The organism is Iningainema tapete BLCC-T55 (assembly GCF_014698965.1).
Taxonomy (GTDB): domain Bacteria; phylum Cyanobacteriota; class Cyanobacteriia; order Cyanobacteriales; family Nostocaceae; genus Iningainema; species Iningainema tapete.
Map to the genome: position 1 here is coordinate 83,649 of NZ_JACXAE010000053.1, position 15,212 is coordinate 98,860.

14 protein-coding genes, 1 tRNA gene and 1 riboswitch are annotated in these 15,212 nt (G+C 41.5%); of the genes, 8 read left to right on the forward strand and 7 right to left on the reverse strand.

Annotation, left to right across the window (positions count from 1 at the left end; genetic code table 11):
- Window positions 1-107 precede the first annotated feature (107 nt).
- The gene (locus ICL16_RS15310; protein WP_190829184.1) at window positions 108-722 is read right to left on the reverse strand and encodes a DedA family protein; all 615 of its coding nucleotides are present in this window, start codon (window positions 720-722) and stop codon (window positions 108-110) included.
- Window positions 723-1,005: 283 nt separating this feature from the next.
- Window positions 1,006-2,094, reverse strand: coding sequence for a Gfo/Idh/MocA family protein (locus ICL16_RS15315; RefSeq protein WP_190829280.1), 1,089 nt, complete (start codon window positions 2,092-2,094; stop codon window positions 1,006-1,008).
- A gap of 308 nt (window positions 2,095-2,402) precedes the next feature.
- On the opposite strand from ICL16_RS15315, the gene queC reads away from it, so the two are divergent.
- Entirely contained in the window at window positions 2,403-3,086 is a 684-nt protein-coding gene (queC, locus tag ICL16_RS15320; RefSeq protein ID WP_190829191.1) for a 7-cyano-7-deazaguanine synthase QueC, read from the forward strand.
- On the opposite strand, the gene ICL16_RS15325 is transcribed toward queC, so the two are convergent.
- Both ICL16_RS15325 and ICL16_RS15330 read right to left on the reverse strand, forming a co-directional pair.
- Entirely contained in the window at window positions 3,068-4,408 is a 1,341-nt protein-coding gene (locus ICL16_RS15325; RefSeq protein ID WP_190829193.1) for a CNNM domain-containing protein, read from the reverse strand. The genes queC and ICL16_RS15325 overlap by 19 nt on opposite strands.
- Window positions 4,409-4,505: 97 nt before the next feature.
- Window positions 4,506-5,204 carry a hypothetical protein gene (locus ICL16_RS15330; RefSeq protein WP_190829195.1) on the reverse strand — a complete coding sequence of 233 codons (699 nt, stop codon included), beginning with the start codon at window positions 5,202-5,204 and terminating at the stop codon, window positions 4,506-4,508.
- A 266-nt stretch (window positions 5,205-5,470) separates the two neighbouring features.
- On the opposite strand from ICL16_RS15330, the gene ICL16_RS15335 reads away from it, so the two are divergent.
- Window positions 5,471-5,543 (forward strand) — tRNA-Met (locus tag ICL16_RS15335).
- A gap of 34 nt (window positions 5,544-5,577) precedes the next feature.
- On the opposite strand, the gene ICL16_RS15340 is transcribed toward ICL16_RS15335, so the two are convergent.
- Window positions 5,578-6,009: a hypothetical protein gene (locus tag ICL16_RS15340; RefSeq protein ID WP_190829197.1), complete on the reverse strand. Its 432-nt coding sequence runs from the start codon at window positions 6,007-6,009 to the stop codon at window positions 5,578-5,580.
- Between the two features lie 104 nt (window positions 6,010-6,113).
- On the opposite strand from ICL16_RS15340, the gene pyrE reads away from it, so the two are divergent.
- Entirely contained in the window at window positions 6,114-6,728 is a 615-nt protein-coding gene (gene pyrE, locus ICL16_RS15345) for an orotate phosphoribosyltransferase (protein ID WP_190829199.1), read from the forward strand.
- Between the two features lie 34 nt (window positions 6,729-6,762).
- On the opposite strand, the gene thiC is transcribed toward pyrE, so the two are convergent.
- Entirely contained in the window at window positions 6,763-8,139 is a 1,377-nt protein-coding gene (thiC, locus tag ICL16_RS15350; protein ID WP_190829201.1) for a phosphomethylpyrimidine synthase, read from the reverse strand.
- 7 nt (window positions 8,140-8,146) lie between these two features.
- Window positions 8,147-8,243: riboswitch (TPP riboswitch) on the reverse strand.
- A gap of 55 nt (window positions 8,244-8,298) precedes the next feature.
- Here thiC and ICL16_RS15355 point away from each other — a divergent pair.
- From ICL16_RS15355 to ICL16_RS15370, 4 genes are all read left to right on the forward strand, one after another.
- A complete protein-coding gene (locus ICL16_RS15355; protein ID WP_190829203.1) occupies window positions 8,299-8,883 on the forward strand; it encodes a pseudouridine synthase in 585 nt (194 codons plus the stop codon).
- Window positions 8,884-9,040: 157 nt separating this feature from the next.
- Window positions 9,041-10,252: a PAS domain-containing sensor histidine kinase gene (locus ICL16_RS15360; protein ID WP_190829206.1), complete on the forward strand. Its 1,212-nt coding sequence runs from the start codon at window positions 9,041-9,043 to the stop codon at window positions 10,250-10,252.
- 133 nt (window positions 10,253-10,385) lie between these two features.
- Window positions 10,386-12,260 (forward strand): serine/threonine phosphatase, encoded by a 1,875-nt coding sequence (locus tag ICL16_RS15365; protein WP_190829208.1) that lies wholly within the window; start codon window positions 10,386-10,388, stop codon window positions 12,258-12,260.
- 5 nt (window positions 12,261-12,265) lie between these two features.
- Complete coding sequence (locus ICL16_RS15370) at window positions 12,266-13,471, forward strand: protein kinase domain-containing protein (RefSeq protein ID WP_190829210.1); 1,206 nt, start codon at window positions 12,266-12,268, stop codon at window positions 13,469-13,471.
- Here ICL16_RS15370 and ICL16_RS15375 read toward each other — a convergent pair.
- Window positions 13,468-13,689 (reverse strand): DUF4327 family protein, encoded by a 222-nt coding sequence (locus ICL16_RS15375; RefSeq protein ID WP_190829212.1) that lies wholly within the window; start codon window positions 13,687-13,689, stop codon window positions 13,468-13,470. The two genes, ICL16_RS15370 and ICL16_RS15375, sit on opposite strands and share 4 nt — an antisense overlap.
- Before the next feature lie 1,093 nt (window positions 13,690-14,782).
- Between ICL16_RS15375 and ICL16_RS15380 the strand changes: the two genes are divergently transcribed.
- Window positions 14,783-15,193: a tetratricopeptide repeat protein gene (locus ICL16_RS15380; RefSeq protein ID WP_190829214.1), complete on the forward strand. Its 411-nt coding sequence runs from the start codon at window positions 14,783-14,785 to the stop codon at window positions 15,191-15,193.
- Window positions 15,194-15,212 lie beyond the last annotated feature (19 nt).

Consider the following 15,212-nt stretch of genomic DNA (forward strand, 5'->3'; position numbering starts at 1 on the left):
ATACTTCAGATAGAGCGATAACACAGTTGACTCTACTATTTAACATCTTTAAGCAAAGATTACACGAGAGTTACTCTAATTTAAAGTTTGTTTTTACACAAATTTTTTTATCTTCGCTTGTTTTGTTGTTTACGCTTGACCACCCAGACGACAAATGCTATCACTAATGTGACTATGACAATTTTGGACACAGGGGCAAGGTACTTGTCCACCAGTTCATACTGGCTACCTAATGCATATCCTGAATAGGTTAGCAAACCTACCCAAGCTGCACTACCTAAAGTAGTATAAAATAAGAAAGGTACTAAGTGCATACTGCTGATACCCGCAGGCACAGAAATTAATGTGCGAATTCCCGGCACTAACCTACCAATTAAAACAGCTCTGCTACCTTGTCTGTCAAACCAGCGCTTGGCTTTATCAATATCTTTACTAGATACACTCAACCACTTGCCATATTTATCAGCCCAATCTTTGAGACGCCTTTCGCCAACAAATTTACCTGGGTAATACCAAACTAGTGCGCCTAATGTTGAACCTACCAAACCTGCCAGAAATACACCAAACACATTCAGTTTTTCTGGAGTCGCCCTGGCGGTAAAGCCTGCTAAGGGCATAATTAGTTCTGAAGGTATGGGAGGGAAGAGGTTTTCTAGGAACATAAGCATTGCGATGCCGATGTAGCCTAAGGAGTTGATGGTATTAGTGATCCATTCGAGCATAGAATTGATTACCTAAGATTTTAGATTTTAGGGATTACCAACAGAGAAATTATCCATCTTGTGGATTGGGCATCATCTTGTGGGGTGGAGAGCAGCGCCGTGCTCTGGTTCCCAGAGTTGAGGCGACTGCGGAGCATCCTTGCCCGCCCCTAAAAGCAGGCAGGGATGCTTACTTCCACAATTCGTAATTGTATACTTTTTTATTTGGTAGTCCCGGAGATTAGGAATTGCTAAACAGTTAATTGTCAACTGTCAACTATAATCCATAATCCCAAATCCAAAATTAAATTGTTGGTGTCAATGATTGCACTCTAGATTCAGGTTGCCATTCTAACGGATTCCAAACCTTATCTTCCAGAGCCATCTGCTCAATTAAGCTTGCTAATCGTAGAGCCTTCAGCGCTTGTTCTCCCCCTACTGAGGGTTCATTGCCACCACGCACACAATTAACAAAATGTTCTAGTTCTGCTCTTAGGGGTTCTATGTTACCAGTATATACTTTTTCGATCACTCCATCTTGTTTATAAAGGGTTTGCCGATAGTCACCTGAATTAGTGGTGTGTCTGTGAATCAAAATTTCATTTCTGAGAAAATCTGTCTCTGTGAATGAGTTTTTACAATGAGCTACTATGCGGCGAATTTTACGGTGAGTAACTTTGCTGGCTGTTAAGGTAGCAACGATCCCATTGGCAAAACCCAAGGTAGCTGTTACATAATCTAAATAACCAGAATCCAAGGCACGAGTACCACTAGCTGTTAATTTCACTACGTTCGACGCGGCTAATTCTAATAGTAGGTCGATATCGTGAATCATTAAATCCAGCACAACGGAAACATCGTTGGCTCGATTTGAATAAGGACTTAAACGGTGAGATTCTAACGCCAGCAATTCTTCTGTTTTTAGCACTTTGCTCAATTCCCCAAATGCTGGATTGAAGCGCTCAATATGACCTACTTGTAGAATACATTGAGATTCGGCTGCCGCATTCACCAGGAATTCAGCTTCAGAAATACTTGCGGCAATCGGCTTTTCAATTAAAACGTGAATTCCTGCCAATAAGCAGTTAATTCCTACAGCGTAATGCATCCGGGTGGGAACAGCGATACAAACAGCGTCTACATGAGGTAGTAGTTCTGCGTAATCCTCAAAAAAACGTACCTTGTATTTGCTGGCGGTTTCTAGCCCTCTCTCGACGTTAATATCTGCTACGCCTACCAGTTCAACATCTTTCATTGAACTCAGTACACGAGCGTGGTTTTGTCCCATATTACCCACGCCGATTACACCTATGCGGATCGGGCGGTGTTGATTACGATGTCCATACCCATTTTGTTCTCCTGCTAACATAGTATTATTATTTTGCACTCTCATTCTCTCCTCAACCACCAAATTTAGAGACGCTACAATCATTGGCTTTGTTACTTAAAAGCCAATGATGAGTCATCTAAAACCATCCAGATGGTAACATAGAGGTTCTCTCTATGAAGAATTTCAAAGTTTGTTATGAGTTCCCGCCATTTAAGTTTCTTTTTTCTAGTTAGTTATCTTTGATGCTATGTGGCGCTTTACACCAAGTAAGATTTGTAGTTTTTTTGACGGGAAAAACTATGAGAGCTAATTGTAGGGCAACCAAGAATAATGGAAGATCAACAAATTAATTAAATATTAACATTAAATTGATGAAAGCTGTAATTCTATTGTCAGGAGGATTGGACTCTTCCACTATTTTATACCAAGCTCTAGCTGATGGATGTGTGTGTTACTCAATCTCGTTTGATTATCAGCAAAGACACAGAAAAGAACTACACTGCTCAGCAGCGCTCGCCAAACGTGCTGGTGTCGCTCAGCACAAAGTGGTAAATTTTGATTTACGGCAGTGGGGTGGTTCAGCGCTAACTGACAACTCCATCGAAATACCTGTGTTGCGATCGCTTGATGAAATGGCACAAAATATTCCCGTTACCTACGTTCCTGCGCGTAACACCATCTTCTTAAGCTTTGCTCTAGCTTATGCCGAAACACTTGCTGCCCAACGAGTATACATTGGTGTCAATGCCTTAGATTACTCAGGATACCCCGATTGTCGTCCCGATTATATTCAAGCAATGCAGGAGGTTTTCCGTTTAGGAACAAAACTTGGTCGTGAAGGACAACCCATTACAATTGTTACACCTCTAATTAACTTGAAAAAAACCGAAATTATCCAATTAGGAAATCAACTAGGAGTTCCTTGGGAGTTAACGTGGTCTTGCTATACTGGTGACGAAATCGCTTGTGGTGTTTGCGATGCCTGTCGCTTGCGTCTAGCGGCTTTTGCTGAACTAGGACAAGTTGATCCGGTGGCTTACAAACGTCGTAACTGAATTTGGTGCAGGCGTGGACCCATCACAGATACAATAGTGAATTCTAGATTTTGATAACGGAAAGTTTCACCCAGTGAAGGCATTTTCTGCCATTGGTACAGCAGAAAGCCGCCCAGTGTCTGATAGTCCTTTTTTAAGGGTAAGCTAGTATGTAAAAATTCATTGAGGTCTTCTAAGTTTATTTGTGCCTGTACCAGTAAAGTCTGTTCGTCTAAAGTCTGAATCAGCAACTTATTAGTCTTTTCTGGTTCAGTTGTATCACCAATAATTTGATCAACTATATCTTGAATAGTCAGCAGTCCCACGATGGAGCCAAATTCATTTACTACCATCATCATACTTGGCTCACCTTGCTGCATTAAAGGCAACAATTCATGTAAAGGTGTATGTTCTGGCACAAACCGTGCTGGGCGCATCCAAAGCTGAATTTGTGTTTCTAGAGATATTTTCTCCATCGCCAATGGTTTTGCCAAGTCTTTAAAGTAAATTATACCGCGAATATCATCTAAAGACTCCCCAATTACTGGGTAGCAAGAGTGACCATTTGCTACCATGGTTTTCAAAAAAGTCTGTAAGGTAGCATTTTTGGGTAGGGAGACAATACTGGTACGAGGAACCATGACTGATTGTGCCTTCGCATCCCCAAACTCAAAAATGTTTTTTAGCAGTTCTCGTTCCTCTGCTTGCAACCCAGTAGATTCTCGCTCCGTAGAAATAATGAGTTGCAATTCTTCAGATGTAACGGGTGGACGCCAGCTTCTAGCTGTGTACTCAATGCCAAAAAGACGCAACAGCCAACGAGTGGATTGGTTCAAAATCCAAATGAAGGGGTTAAAGAATCGTACAATTGCTTTAACAAAAGGTCCCAAAAATCGTGCTAACTGTTCTGAGTACAGTAAAGCTACTGATTTGGGACATAATTCCCCTAGAACAATTTGTAGGTAAGCTAAGAAAAAAAATGTGAGCGGAATTGACAAAGAATGAGCCAAGAACAAACTAATTCTGCTCGGTAAGGGAGAAGATAATAGCCATGTATTGACTAGCACAACTATTGTACTTTCGCCAATCCAACCCAGCGCCAAACTAGAGAGGGTAATACCTAGCTGGGTTGTAGATAGCAGTCTATCAATACTACGTTGCAACAACTGAACGGCGATCGCTTGAGAGTCACCTGTTTCTACTAATTGGAGGATACGCGATCGCCGCACCGTTACCATAGAAAACTCTGCTGTCACAAAAAAAGCATTGATAGTAATCAGTAGCGTTACTGACAACAATCTTAGCCCCACATCTACCCAATTCAAGTTACTCCAAGCACTCACTACCAAAGCACATGTAAAATGGACACACCCAAAACAAGAAAGAGAGTAGGGGAGTAAGGGAGTTTAATCGACTCTCACAAACTCCCTTTCTCCCCCACTACCTTTCTACCGGAATATCTGATACTACAAGCCGCAGTCTTTGTGCGGGATAATCTGTCAGAGAGAGTGAAATCCGCTTAACATCATCAAGTAAAGGCGTGGGAACGCTAACTGTACCAGAAAATGCAGGTCCATTTGCTGGTAATTCTGCTGGTAAGCCGTCTGTACTAGCACTTAGCGTTCGTCCTTTATCATCAGTGACATCCAAAAAACTATACAGAAAACGTACAGAATCTTTACCTTGATTTTGCATTTTTACTTTTAGCAGCAAAGCACCACCAGAAAAGCGAGCAGATTGCACAGCCAGAGAAACGCCTTCATTCTGAGCTGCGAGCGGAAATCCTGCTTGGGGTTTTTCAACTTCTTCTGGAGATTTTTGGGCTTCTAGCTTTTTCTGATTGTTATTGCTTTCTTCCTCATCTTCGTCTTTTTGGCGTGTTTTAGCAATTTTAGCTTTGCCTTCAATTCGTGCCTTGACAACTTTGAGGATTTCCTGCTCACTCAGTAAATCTAGCCCCCCATGTTGGGTGTTAGACTTACTGCTAGCAAACTTGGTAGCGGGACGAGCATCTGGTGCTGTCACACCTTTAAGCGCTTTACTCCCGATATCAAATCCTAAAAATGCGCTGATAAACCCAGATCCCAACATCAGGGTTAACAAACTTAACGTTAAAACTACAGTGGAATTTAGTTTCATAGCTGACGAGCTACTGCTACTATATTGCTAATTTATTCATAAGTATTAAAGCTTTTTACTTCAATACATAGGGACTTAATCAATATTAGTCGGCGCTATCCTCTTGTCAAATTATAAATTTCCGTGTTTACAACCTACTCGCTCATGATATAATGGATTAATGTTGACCACAATGTTTACTAATATCTTAGTTATGCTAAAGTAAGGATATAGCATAAACTAAGCTAGTTAAGTAAAAAAACTGGAAAAACGCAAAAACAAAACGAGCGCCTTTGGCCGATTGGGGAGGCAGCGAACTCATAATTCGCCTTCAGACTGGTTCGATTCCAGTAGGGCGCATTTGTAGAGACGCGAAATTTCGCGTCTCTACGTTTTATCTAGGTAAAGAAGTTTCAAAACGGAATTCAGTTCCCATTCTGAGTTTATGGGCATTCAATTGGGGAGAAGCTAATAATGAGGTGTTGTAAGGATTAGGTAAATCTGGAGTCCGAAGATAGGGATCGTTGCTCACCTGTTGGGTAAGCACATCACGATAGACAATATTCACCAACTCAGCATCTCGTGCAATCTCACTTTCTGGGAAGGAGTTGCGAAAAAAAGAGCCAGGTCCAATGATCCAGTTTACCTGACGCTGGAAAGTTTGATTCTCATAAAAATCGGGATCATTTTGAAAATAAGCCCGGTTAAACACGTCATTAGTTTCTTCATAATTAATTGTTTTTGTTTGCGCTACTGCCACAGACGAAAAAGCAATAGTAGCAATTAGCACTATAACTGCACTGAGTGATTTACACTGGAAACCCATATATATTACACCTGTATGTTTTTTGCGAATCTTAACTTATGCTGGAAACACATGAACTTTTGTAAGTTCATCCATTGGTGTAACATAAATTTAAACGTGTTGTAATGCTCGATCAAGCCAAAACCTTTACTGAGTCAAATGTTTGGGCAACTACTGCTGATTTGACTACTGTACGCAAAAAATTACTAGATTTATTTTGTCACCTCGCATATCAAGAGGGTAATTTTGTCCTCTCCTCCGGGCAGCAAAGTTCTTATTATATTAATGGTAAGCAGGTAACGTTACATCCGCAAGGTGCTGTGGCGATCGCACGCACTCTCTTATCCCTACTACCCCTAGATACCCAAGCCGTCGCTGGTTTAACATTAGGAGCAGATCCTATCGTCAGTGCTGTGAGTGTAGTTTCCGTGTATGAAAATCGCTCAATCCCAGCCCTAATTATTCGTAAAGAAGCCAAAGGACATGGTACAAAAGCATACATTGAAGGTCCTAACTTGCCAGAAAATGCAAAAGTCGTAGTTTTAGAAGATGTTGTCACCACTGGACAATCTGCCATGAAAGCCGTTGAACGGCTAACAGCAGCAGATTATACAGTTGAGCAAGTAATTTCACTAGTAGATAGACAGCAAGGGGGAGCAGAGTTTTACCAGTCAGTAGGGTTAAAGTTTGAGGCGGTATTTACCATTGAGGAAATTCAACAGCGGTATCGGGAAATGTAGAGACGCCCCAACGGGACGTCTCTACAAACAATACCTAACTAGTTACTACTTGCTTGTCTTTCGCCAAAAACTTCTCCAGTTCCGTGAGAGCATCAGCATCAACTTTAGTTTGCATTGGGCAGAATTTAGGTCCACACATGGAGCAAAACTCAGCTGTTTTGTAAATGTCAGCAGGTAAAGTTTCGTCGTGATATTCCTTAGCGCGTTCAGGATCGAGTGCTAATTCAAACTGACGGTTCCAGTCAAAGTTGTAACGAGCGCGAGATAGTTCATCGTCTCTGTCTCTTGCACCTGGGCGATGCCTAGCAATATCGGCTGCGTGAGCTGCAATTTTGTAAGCAATTAAACCATTGCGCACATCTTCAGCATTTGGTAAACCTAAGTGTTCTTTAGGTGTTACATAGCACAACATTGCAGTACCGTACCATCCTGCCAACGCTGCGCCAATTGCTGAAGTAATGTGATCGTAACCGGGAGCAATATCAGTTACCAATGGTCCTAGCACGTAGAAAGGTGCTTCCGAACATTCTTCCATTTGCTTCTTGACATTGAACTCAATTTGATCCATTGGCACATGTCCAGGACCTTCTACCATCACTTGTACATTATGCTCCCAAGCTTTACGAGTCAATTGTCCAAGAGTTTTAAGTTCTGCTAATTGTGCATCATCAGAAGCATCATGAGTACAACCAGGACGCAGTGAATCACCTAAACTAAAAGATACATCGTATTTCTTAAAAATTTCGATAATGTCTTGGTAGTGGGTGTAAAGCGGATTTTGTTTGTGGTGATGTAGCATCCACCGTGCTAAAATACCCCCACCGCGAGAGACAATGCCAGTAAGGCGGCTTCTTACTAGGGGCAAATGCTCAATTAATATTCCCGCGTGGATGGTTTGATAGCTGACTCCCTGCTGAGCGTGTTTCTCGATAATGTGAAGAAAGTCATCTGGTGTGAGTTTCTCAATATTCCCGTGGACACTTTCTAGAGCTTGGTAGACTGGTACAGTCCCAATGGGAACAGGTGAAGCTTTGATGATGGCAGAGCGAATTTCATCTAAGTTTCCACCACCAGTGGAAAGATCCATCACTGTATCAGCACCATACTTCACCGCTAAGTTTAGCTTAGCAACTTCTTCCTCAAGGTCAGAAGAGTTGGGGGAAGCACCGATATTGGCATTTACCTTACATTTGGAGGCTACACCAATGCACATCGGCTCTAGATTGGTGTGGTTAATATTCGCCGGGATAATCATTCTTCCCCGCGCCACTTCTGCTTGAATTAGCTCAACAGGTAAATTCTCCCGTTGGGCGACGTAGTGCATTTCTTCGGTAATGACACCCTGACGTGCGTAGTGCATTTGGGTTACATTATTCTGTCCACGCCGCTTGGCAACCCATTCTGTCCGCATATTTGCTTTCCTCAATATACAGCTTCCCTCCGCCGGTATTACCCGGATTCAGGTGTTAAGGGTGTGATCTCAGCCTGGTTTTACAGGCACCCCTAGCATGAGAATTGATTCTATCATTGTGGATGGGGGTAAGCGCAATAGAGATGGCATTATGGAAATATGGCTCAATATCGATACATAATATTTTACAAACCTTATGGTGTTCTGAGTCAGTTTACCCAGGACTCGCCGACACGTAGTACTTTAAAAGATTACATTGATGTTCCCGATGTATATCCTGTAGGGCGTTTGGATTGGGACAGTGAGGGTTTACTTTTGTTAACAAATCATGGACAATTGCAACATCGTTTGTCTCATCCTCGGTTTGCTCATGAACGTACTTATTGGGTACAAGTGGAGCGAATACCGGATGAGGATGCGATCGCCAACCTGAAAAAAGGTGTAAAAATCCAAGATTACCTAACTCGTCCGGCAAAAGTAAAATTGTTACCTGAAGAACCACCGTTACCTCCGAGAGATCCACCAATTAGATTTCGCCTCAACGTGCCAACAGCTTGGTTAGAAATGACTTTAACAGAGGGAAAAAACCGCCAGGTAAGAAGAATGACGGCAGCGGTGGGATTTCCGACTTTACGACTAGTAAGAATTAGTATCAATAATTTACAATTAGATGGTTTACAACCAGGTCAATGGCGCGAGCTTACCGCCAGTGAACAGAAATTGTTACACAAATCGGTTTTTTAACTGTAGAGACGTTCCGGCGGAACGTCTTTCCATCTAAATTTTTTCGCTATTTTGCCAAAATTATAGTAAAATAATTTTTTCCTACCACCTTTTCAAACTCAGTATTTAGGTGCAAGCTGAAGTTTGATGATTCCCAATCAGCAATTTAACTTGCCCCATGCTTGCCGAAAATCAAGATATTGTGTTAACGCCTGCACACTTGGAACTTGTGCCTGAAAAAGCTTGCGATTTAGAAATTTGTTCAGCAGAAACCCTACGTCGTACCCAAGACGAACTGCTGTGGTATCGGAAAATCTACGACAATACCCCCTGTGTATACTTCAATTTGGATGCGTTGGGGACAATTTTGTTAGTAAATCAATTTGGTGCAGACTGTTTGGGGTATGCGCCACAAGAATTAATCAAAAAGCCAATTTTTGATTTGTTTGCTTTGTCAGAGCAGCAAAAGTTAGCTGACGAATTGATGAAGTTGTGTTCATCACCTATTGACATCGTTAAGGAGGAATTTCGCTTGAACTGCCCTGCAAGTAAAATTGTGTGGGTAAAGGTTGTAGCGCGGATAGTACCTGATGAGAATGTGCCGACAATAATTATGGTTTGTGAGGATATTACAGCTCACAAGCAAGCAGAAGACGAAAAAGTTAGTCTCAATCGCCTGAAAGAAGAGTTTCTCAGTACGGTTTCCCACGAATTACGTACACCACTGACAAATATGAAAATGGCAATTCAGATGCTGTTGATTGCACTGAATCAGGAAAAAAATTTATCCGAGTCAGCAGCAGAACGAGCTAGAGCGACTCGCTACTTAGATATACTGAATAATGAGTGCGATCGCGAAATCAACCTCATTAACAACTTTCTCGATTTACAGCGCTTGGAAACCAACCCTAAACCACTGGTATTGGAAACAATACAGGTAGAGGAATGGCTTATGAGGGTAATGGAACTATTTAAAGCACGTAACCGCCACTGTTCTCATCACCAGATGGGACTCTTTGTAGACGCTGAGCTTCCAGCATTGATTATTGATCAATTTAGCTTAGAACGAATTTTACTAGAATTGCTTGCCAACGCCTGTAAATTCAGTCCTGAGGGTGAAAAAATTACCGTCACCGCTCAATTAAAATCAGATTATATCCAATTACAGGTGCTCAATACGGGTGTAGAAATTCCTCAAGGGGAAATACCACGTATATTTGAAAAATTTTACCGCATACCAAGTAACGATCCCTGGAAACAGGGTGGTACAGGGTTAGGATTGGCACTGGTAGAAAAACTCACATCTGCCTTGGGGGGAACAATTGAGGTGAAAAGTGAGTCAAATAATACCTGCTTTAGTATTCAACTTCCGGTAGCGCGTCAAAATTAAAATTGCCACAAAAATTCACATGTGAAACCACAATATTGTAATATTTACTGTAGGCAAGTGCTGCCAATTGTGGCACTCTGGATCTAAGTGGCTACAAGCACTTTGGAACTGGAATCAAGGAACTTCCACAATAATGCTGATTTGCCCTCGGTGTAGCTTTGAAAATTCTGACAATAACAAATTTTGTCAAAATTGCGGAAACTCCCTGACTCACAGGGATTGTCCTCAATGTACAACCCTTGTGCCTGTAAATGTCCAACTTTGTCACAACTGCGGTGCAGAATGTGGAAAATTTTGGTGGGCAATTATTACAGGAAATCCCTCACGCACAAACTCCCCCACTCAAGAATGCTATTTAGACAACAATCAACGTTATCAACTGCTCCAAGCATTACCACCTGTAGACGAAGCGAGTGGTGAGATAGAGGTGAGGGTATTAGACTGCTTACCATATCAAGTGTCGCCACTGAAAACAATCTTGGCACAGCAACAAAGTTTGATGCCGCAATCAATTGAAGCAAATGGAATTCCTCACACTGCTAAACCTTACATTGGTTTACAAACTCAGTGTCATCAGGGAATACCACCATTACATGATGCATGGGAACAAGATCGTGTACAAGTGGTTTTAATTGAAGATCGATCCGATTGGCAGTATTTAATTGACTTGTGGCAAGAAGACAAAACAACTTCGTTGCAGATCGTACATTGTTTGTACCAGATGACTCAACTGTGGATAGTGCTGGAGAAAGTTAATTGTTGTCAGAGTTTATTGGAGTTGTCGAATCTACGATTGGATGAAGACGGGGCAGTTGCTCTACAAAGGTTGTATGTGGATAGTGCGCCCATGCCACAAAGCCAGGAAGATGAACCACCTTTAACGATTAAAACTTTGGGAAGAATATGGCAAGCTTTATTTCGACAATCCCAACGCACACAATTTGGCTCAATAGTGCAATTATTGGGAGAAATCGAAATGGATAAGATTCAGACGATCGCTCAGTTACAATCGAGTTTACAATTGATCGCTTCTGAACTACAAGGTATCCCAAAAAGTACAAAAGCCGACACTCCACTAGAAATCACTACTAGCGCACCAACGATCTTACAATTGGAAGATACAGAGGGAAGTGGTGTAAAAAACGATGATATGCCAACAGTTGTCTTGCCCATGCAGCTAATTAGTTTGGAAAATGCTGGACTTACTGATGTAGGAAGACAAAGAAATCACAATGAGGACTATTTTGGCATTGAAAATCAAATTAATAAGTTAGAGTTGCCTAATAGCCGCTCTGTACAAGCCCGTGGTTTATTTATTTTATGTGACGGAATGGGAGGGCATGCAGGTGGGGAAGTGGCAAGTGCTTTGGCAGTCAATAACTTACGACAATTCTTCCAAACACGTTGGATTAGTAATCAACTACCAACTGAAGCGGAAATTCGTGAAGCAGTAAAGCAAGCAAACAAAGCTATTTACGATCTTAATCAAAAAGATGCCCGTTCTGGTGTTGGACGGATGGGTACAACTTTGGTAATGTTACTGCTCCAAGATACTCATGTCGCAGTCGCCCATGTAGGAGATAGCCGTTTGTACCGTTTTACTCGCAAGCGAGGATTAGATCAACTTACAGTAGATCATGAAGTTGGGCAACGAGAGATTTTACGGGGTGTAGAACCTAGTGAGGCTTATGCCCGTCAAGATGCTTACCAGCTGACTCAAGCCCTTGGACCGCGTGATGAGAATTTTATCATTCCTGATGTACAATTTTTTGAGATTAATGAAGATACTTTGTTTATTCTTGCCTCAGATGGTTTATCAGATAATGATTTACTAGAAACTAACGTCCAAACTCACTTAGAACCTCTGTTGAATAAGAATACTCATTTAGAAAGTGGTGTTAAAGATTTAATTGATTTAGCTAACACTTACAATGGTCATGACAATATCACAGCCGTGTTAATTCGAGCAAAAGTGCGTCCAAATTTGGAACAACAAGCTAGGGGTTAGGGGATATGGTAATGCTAACCCTGTTAGAAACGCAAAAAAAAACGCCTCTCCAGCAGTGGAGCTTTGAGAACGAAACTGTGATTCGAGTTGGTCGTTCGGGGGATAATGATGTTGTTTTAACTAATAGTTTAGTTTCTCGGCATCATTTAGAAATTAGGAAGATTGGTTCTGATGATGGTTTGTGGCAGGTAACTAGTCAAGGTACTAATGGTACTTTTATTGACGGCGTTTTAGTGACGCAAAGAATTTTACCAAATGATGCTTTGCTACAACTAGCCCAAGGAGGACCAATTTTAAAATTCCAGGTTCAAGAGCAGACAATACCACAAAATACAACCCCTAATGGTTGCACCCACGAAGGTAATTCTCCTGATAATTTGTTTTGTATCCATTGCGGTCAACCCCTCAATGTGCAACAGACTATTCGTAATTATCAGGTGTTACGGACTTTAGGACAAGGTGGTATGGGTACTACTTTTCTCGCTTGGGATGGAGTAGGGAATATGTCTGGACACCCGCAGTTGTTGGTGTTAAAACAAATGAATGCTGATATGGCAAAGGTTGCTAAAGCAAGAGAGTTATTTGAGCGAGAAGCAAATACGCTCAAATCTCTTCACCATGCTGGGATACCTAAATATTACGACTTCTTTGTCGAAGGTGGGAAGAAGTATTTGGCAATGGAATTAGTTCATGGGCAGGATTTAGAAAAACTTATTTATCTTAAAGGTCCTGTGACGCCAAATCAAGCGATCGCTTGGATGATTCAAACTTGTGACATTTTAAGTTATTTGCATAATCAGGAGCCGCCACTAATTCATCGTGACATCAAACCAGCTAATCTGATGGTGCGAAATGCCAATAATCAGATCGTGGTTTTGGATTTTGGCGCTGTGAAGGAGATAGGCACAACCCCTGGTACTCGTATTGGTGCAGAAGGTTACTGCGCACCAGAACAAGAAAGAGGACAACCTTTGACTCAATCAGATTTGTATGCTATCGGACCTACGTTAATTTTCTTAGTCACTGGCGAACACCCCTTCAAATTTTATCGCCAGCGAGGACGAAATTTTCGTTTTGATGTCACAAAAGTGCCGACAATTACACCTGATTTAAGGGATGTGATTGATCATGTGACAGAACCGTTGCCACGCGATCGTTTTCAAACTGCCCAGGAATTAGCCGCTGCATTAGCTATGTGCAAGGTATCCTAGTTTTCATCATCCCAAGTTTCTACTTCAATCAACTCGCTCAGTGGATCTTGCATACTAAATCCAAAGTCCAACAATTCCTTTTTCCAGTGCTGCCAATCATCGCCATAGAGCAAGGCGATTTTCCAGATACTATCACTTGGCTTGATAATTTTCGATTCTACAAGTGATTGCACATTACGTTGCAATTTCACCATCGGGTGAATTACTTGCTGAGTCATAACCTCGATTAATTTGTTAATTTGGTTTGGGTAATACTTAATTAAAACCGCATCCCTCAAGAGAGGTATTGCCTATGCGTAGAGGGGTATACTTTAGCAATGCGAGTTCTAACTTCTTCAATATAGCATAGCATACTTTACTAAATTACTCAAAAATTCGGTTTTGTACGGTAATTACCACTGAGAAGGAGTCAGGAGACAGGAGACAGGAGTCAGGAGAATTTTTTACTCTCATCCTGAGTGCCAAGCCACCTGATTTAAAGCTTGTACGGCATTAAATATAGCTCAGTTTACCGTTTATACAAATAGCTCTTTTGGAGGATGAATTGCTAAATTTTCTGCTCAATGTGTTGTTAAAACCTATAATAACTGTAGAGACATTACATGTAACGTCTCTACAATTAGGTATCGTCTTTCATTCACAGATATTTTATTCCATATGCGATCGCCATGTACTCAAGTACATGGCTAATAGCTCAAGTCCGTTAAACCGGACTAAAAATCAACACCCTAGTCGGCTTTAGCCGACTTAAGCTATAAGCCTAGAACTGAAGTTCTAGGTAGGCAGATTGCAGAAGAATGAAATAGCCTTAATCTTTCATTCGTGATTGTAAAAACTAAATTTTGTTTTGTCTGAGTCGAAACTTTGTAGCTTTTTGAGAAGATTTTAAGTTACAACAACTGTGCAGTAAAGTGTAAATATTTACTGTAATTAGTGGAACTTCCTCTAGAGTATAGCAAACATCAATAGTTCTACTAACTTCTACAAAACTTTATAATCTTTTAATTATTGTCTTATCCCAATTCTTCTTATAGTTGGCAGACGTTTTTACCCCCCAACCCCCCTTTGAAGGGGGGCAGGAGGGATCTTGTCTTGGCTTGTTTCGCCGTATTACCTCGTACTCCTCGTTCCCAGTCTCTGACTGGGAATGCCTACTTGGAGGCTCCGCCTCCCTTATACCTCGTTCCCAATCTCACCCCTTCACCAAGCAAAAAATTCTAAATATGATGATAGTTTTTGTAAAAGCCGTGGGTATCCTGATAACGAGAGGCTAGAGCATATCTCAGTAATTACCACAAGAAGGAGCAAAACATGGCTAGTTCGGGGGAAGAGTACGTAATAGCCCATCGCAAAAAAATTGAACGGAGGCAAAAATTCTTAACATGGGTATCCATTATATCTTTCCTTGGTTCCACAGTATTTGCCGCAGTTCCTGCATTGCAACATGCTCTTAACAATCCACAGCCAGCAACAGCCTCAAGTAGTAGTGCTGAATCTCGATTACAGCAACAAGCGCGAGGTTTCGAGCAGGTTTTACAACGGGAACCAGAAAACCAAATCGCCTTAGAGGGGTTGGTAAACGTGCGCCTCCAATTGAAAGACACTAAAGGTGCTAAGGAACCTTTGGAGAAGTTGGTGAAGCTGCACCCCCAACGCCAAGATTACAAAGTGATGTTGGCGCGGGTGAGGAAAGAAGTGGGTAAGGGCGATCGCTCTCACTAATTGCTAAACATACTTATAA

Coding starts and splice junctions, on each gene's coding strand:
- ICL16_RS15310 (WP_190829184.1), bottom strand. CDS start 722: ATGCTCGAATGGATCACTAATACCATCAACTCCTTAGGCTACATCGGC.
- ICL16_RS15315 (WP_190829280.1), bottom strand. CDS start 2,094: ATGAGAGTGCAAAATAATAATACTATGTTAGCAGGAGAACAAAATGGG.
- queC (WP_190829191.1), top strand. CDS start 2,403: ATGAAAGCTGTAATTCTATTGTCAGGAGGATTGGACTCTTCCACTATT.
- ICL16_RS15330 (WP_190829195.1), bottom strand. CDS start 5,204: ATGAAACTAAATTCCACTGTAGTTTTAACGTTAAGTTTGTTAACCCTG.
- ICL16_RS15340 (WP_190829197.1), bottom strand. CDS start 6,009: ATGGGTTTCCAGTGTAAATCACTCAGTGCAGTTATAGTGCTAATTGCT.
- pyrE (WP_190829199.1), top strand. CDS start 6,114: ATGCTCGATCAAGCCAAAACCTTTACTGAGTCAAATGTTTGGGCAACT.
- thiC (WP_190829201.1), bottom strand. CDS start 8,139: ATGCGGACAGAATGGGTTGCCAAGCGGCGTGGACAGAATAATGTAACC.
- ICL16_RS15355 (WP_190829203.1), top strand. CDS start 8,299: ATGGCTCAATATCGATACATAATATTTTACAAACCTTATGGTGTTCTG.
- ICL16_RS15360 (WP_190829206.1), top strand. CDS start 9,041: ATGCTTGCCGAAAATCAAGATATTGTGTTAACGCCTGCACACTTGGAA.
- ICL16_RS15365 (WP_190829208.1), top strand. CDS start 10,386: ATGCTGATTTGCCCTCGGTGTAGCTTTGAAAATTCTGACAATAACAAA.
- ICL16_RS15370 (WP_190829210.1), top strand. CDS start 12,266: ATGGTAATGCTAACCCTGTTAGAAACGCAAAAAAAAACGCCTCTCCAG.
- ICL16_RS15375 (WP_190829212.1), bottom strand. CDS start 13,689: ATGACTCAGCAAGTAATTCACCCGATGGTGAAATTGCAACGTAATGTG.
- ICL16_RS15380 (WP_190829214.1), top strand. CDS start 14,783: ATGGCTAGTTCGGGGGAAGAGTACGTAATAGCCCATCGCAAAAAAATT.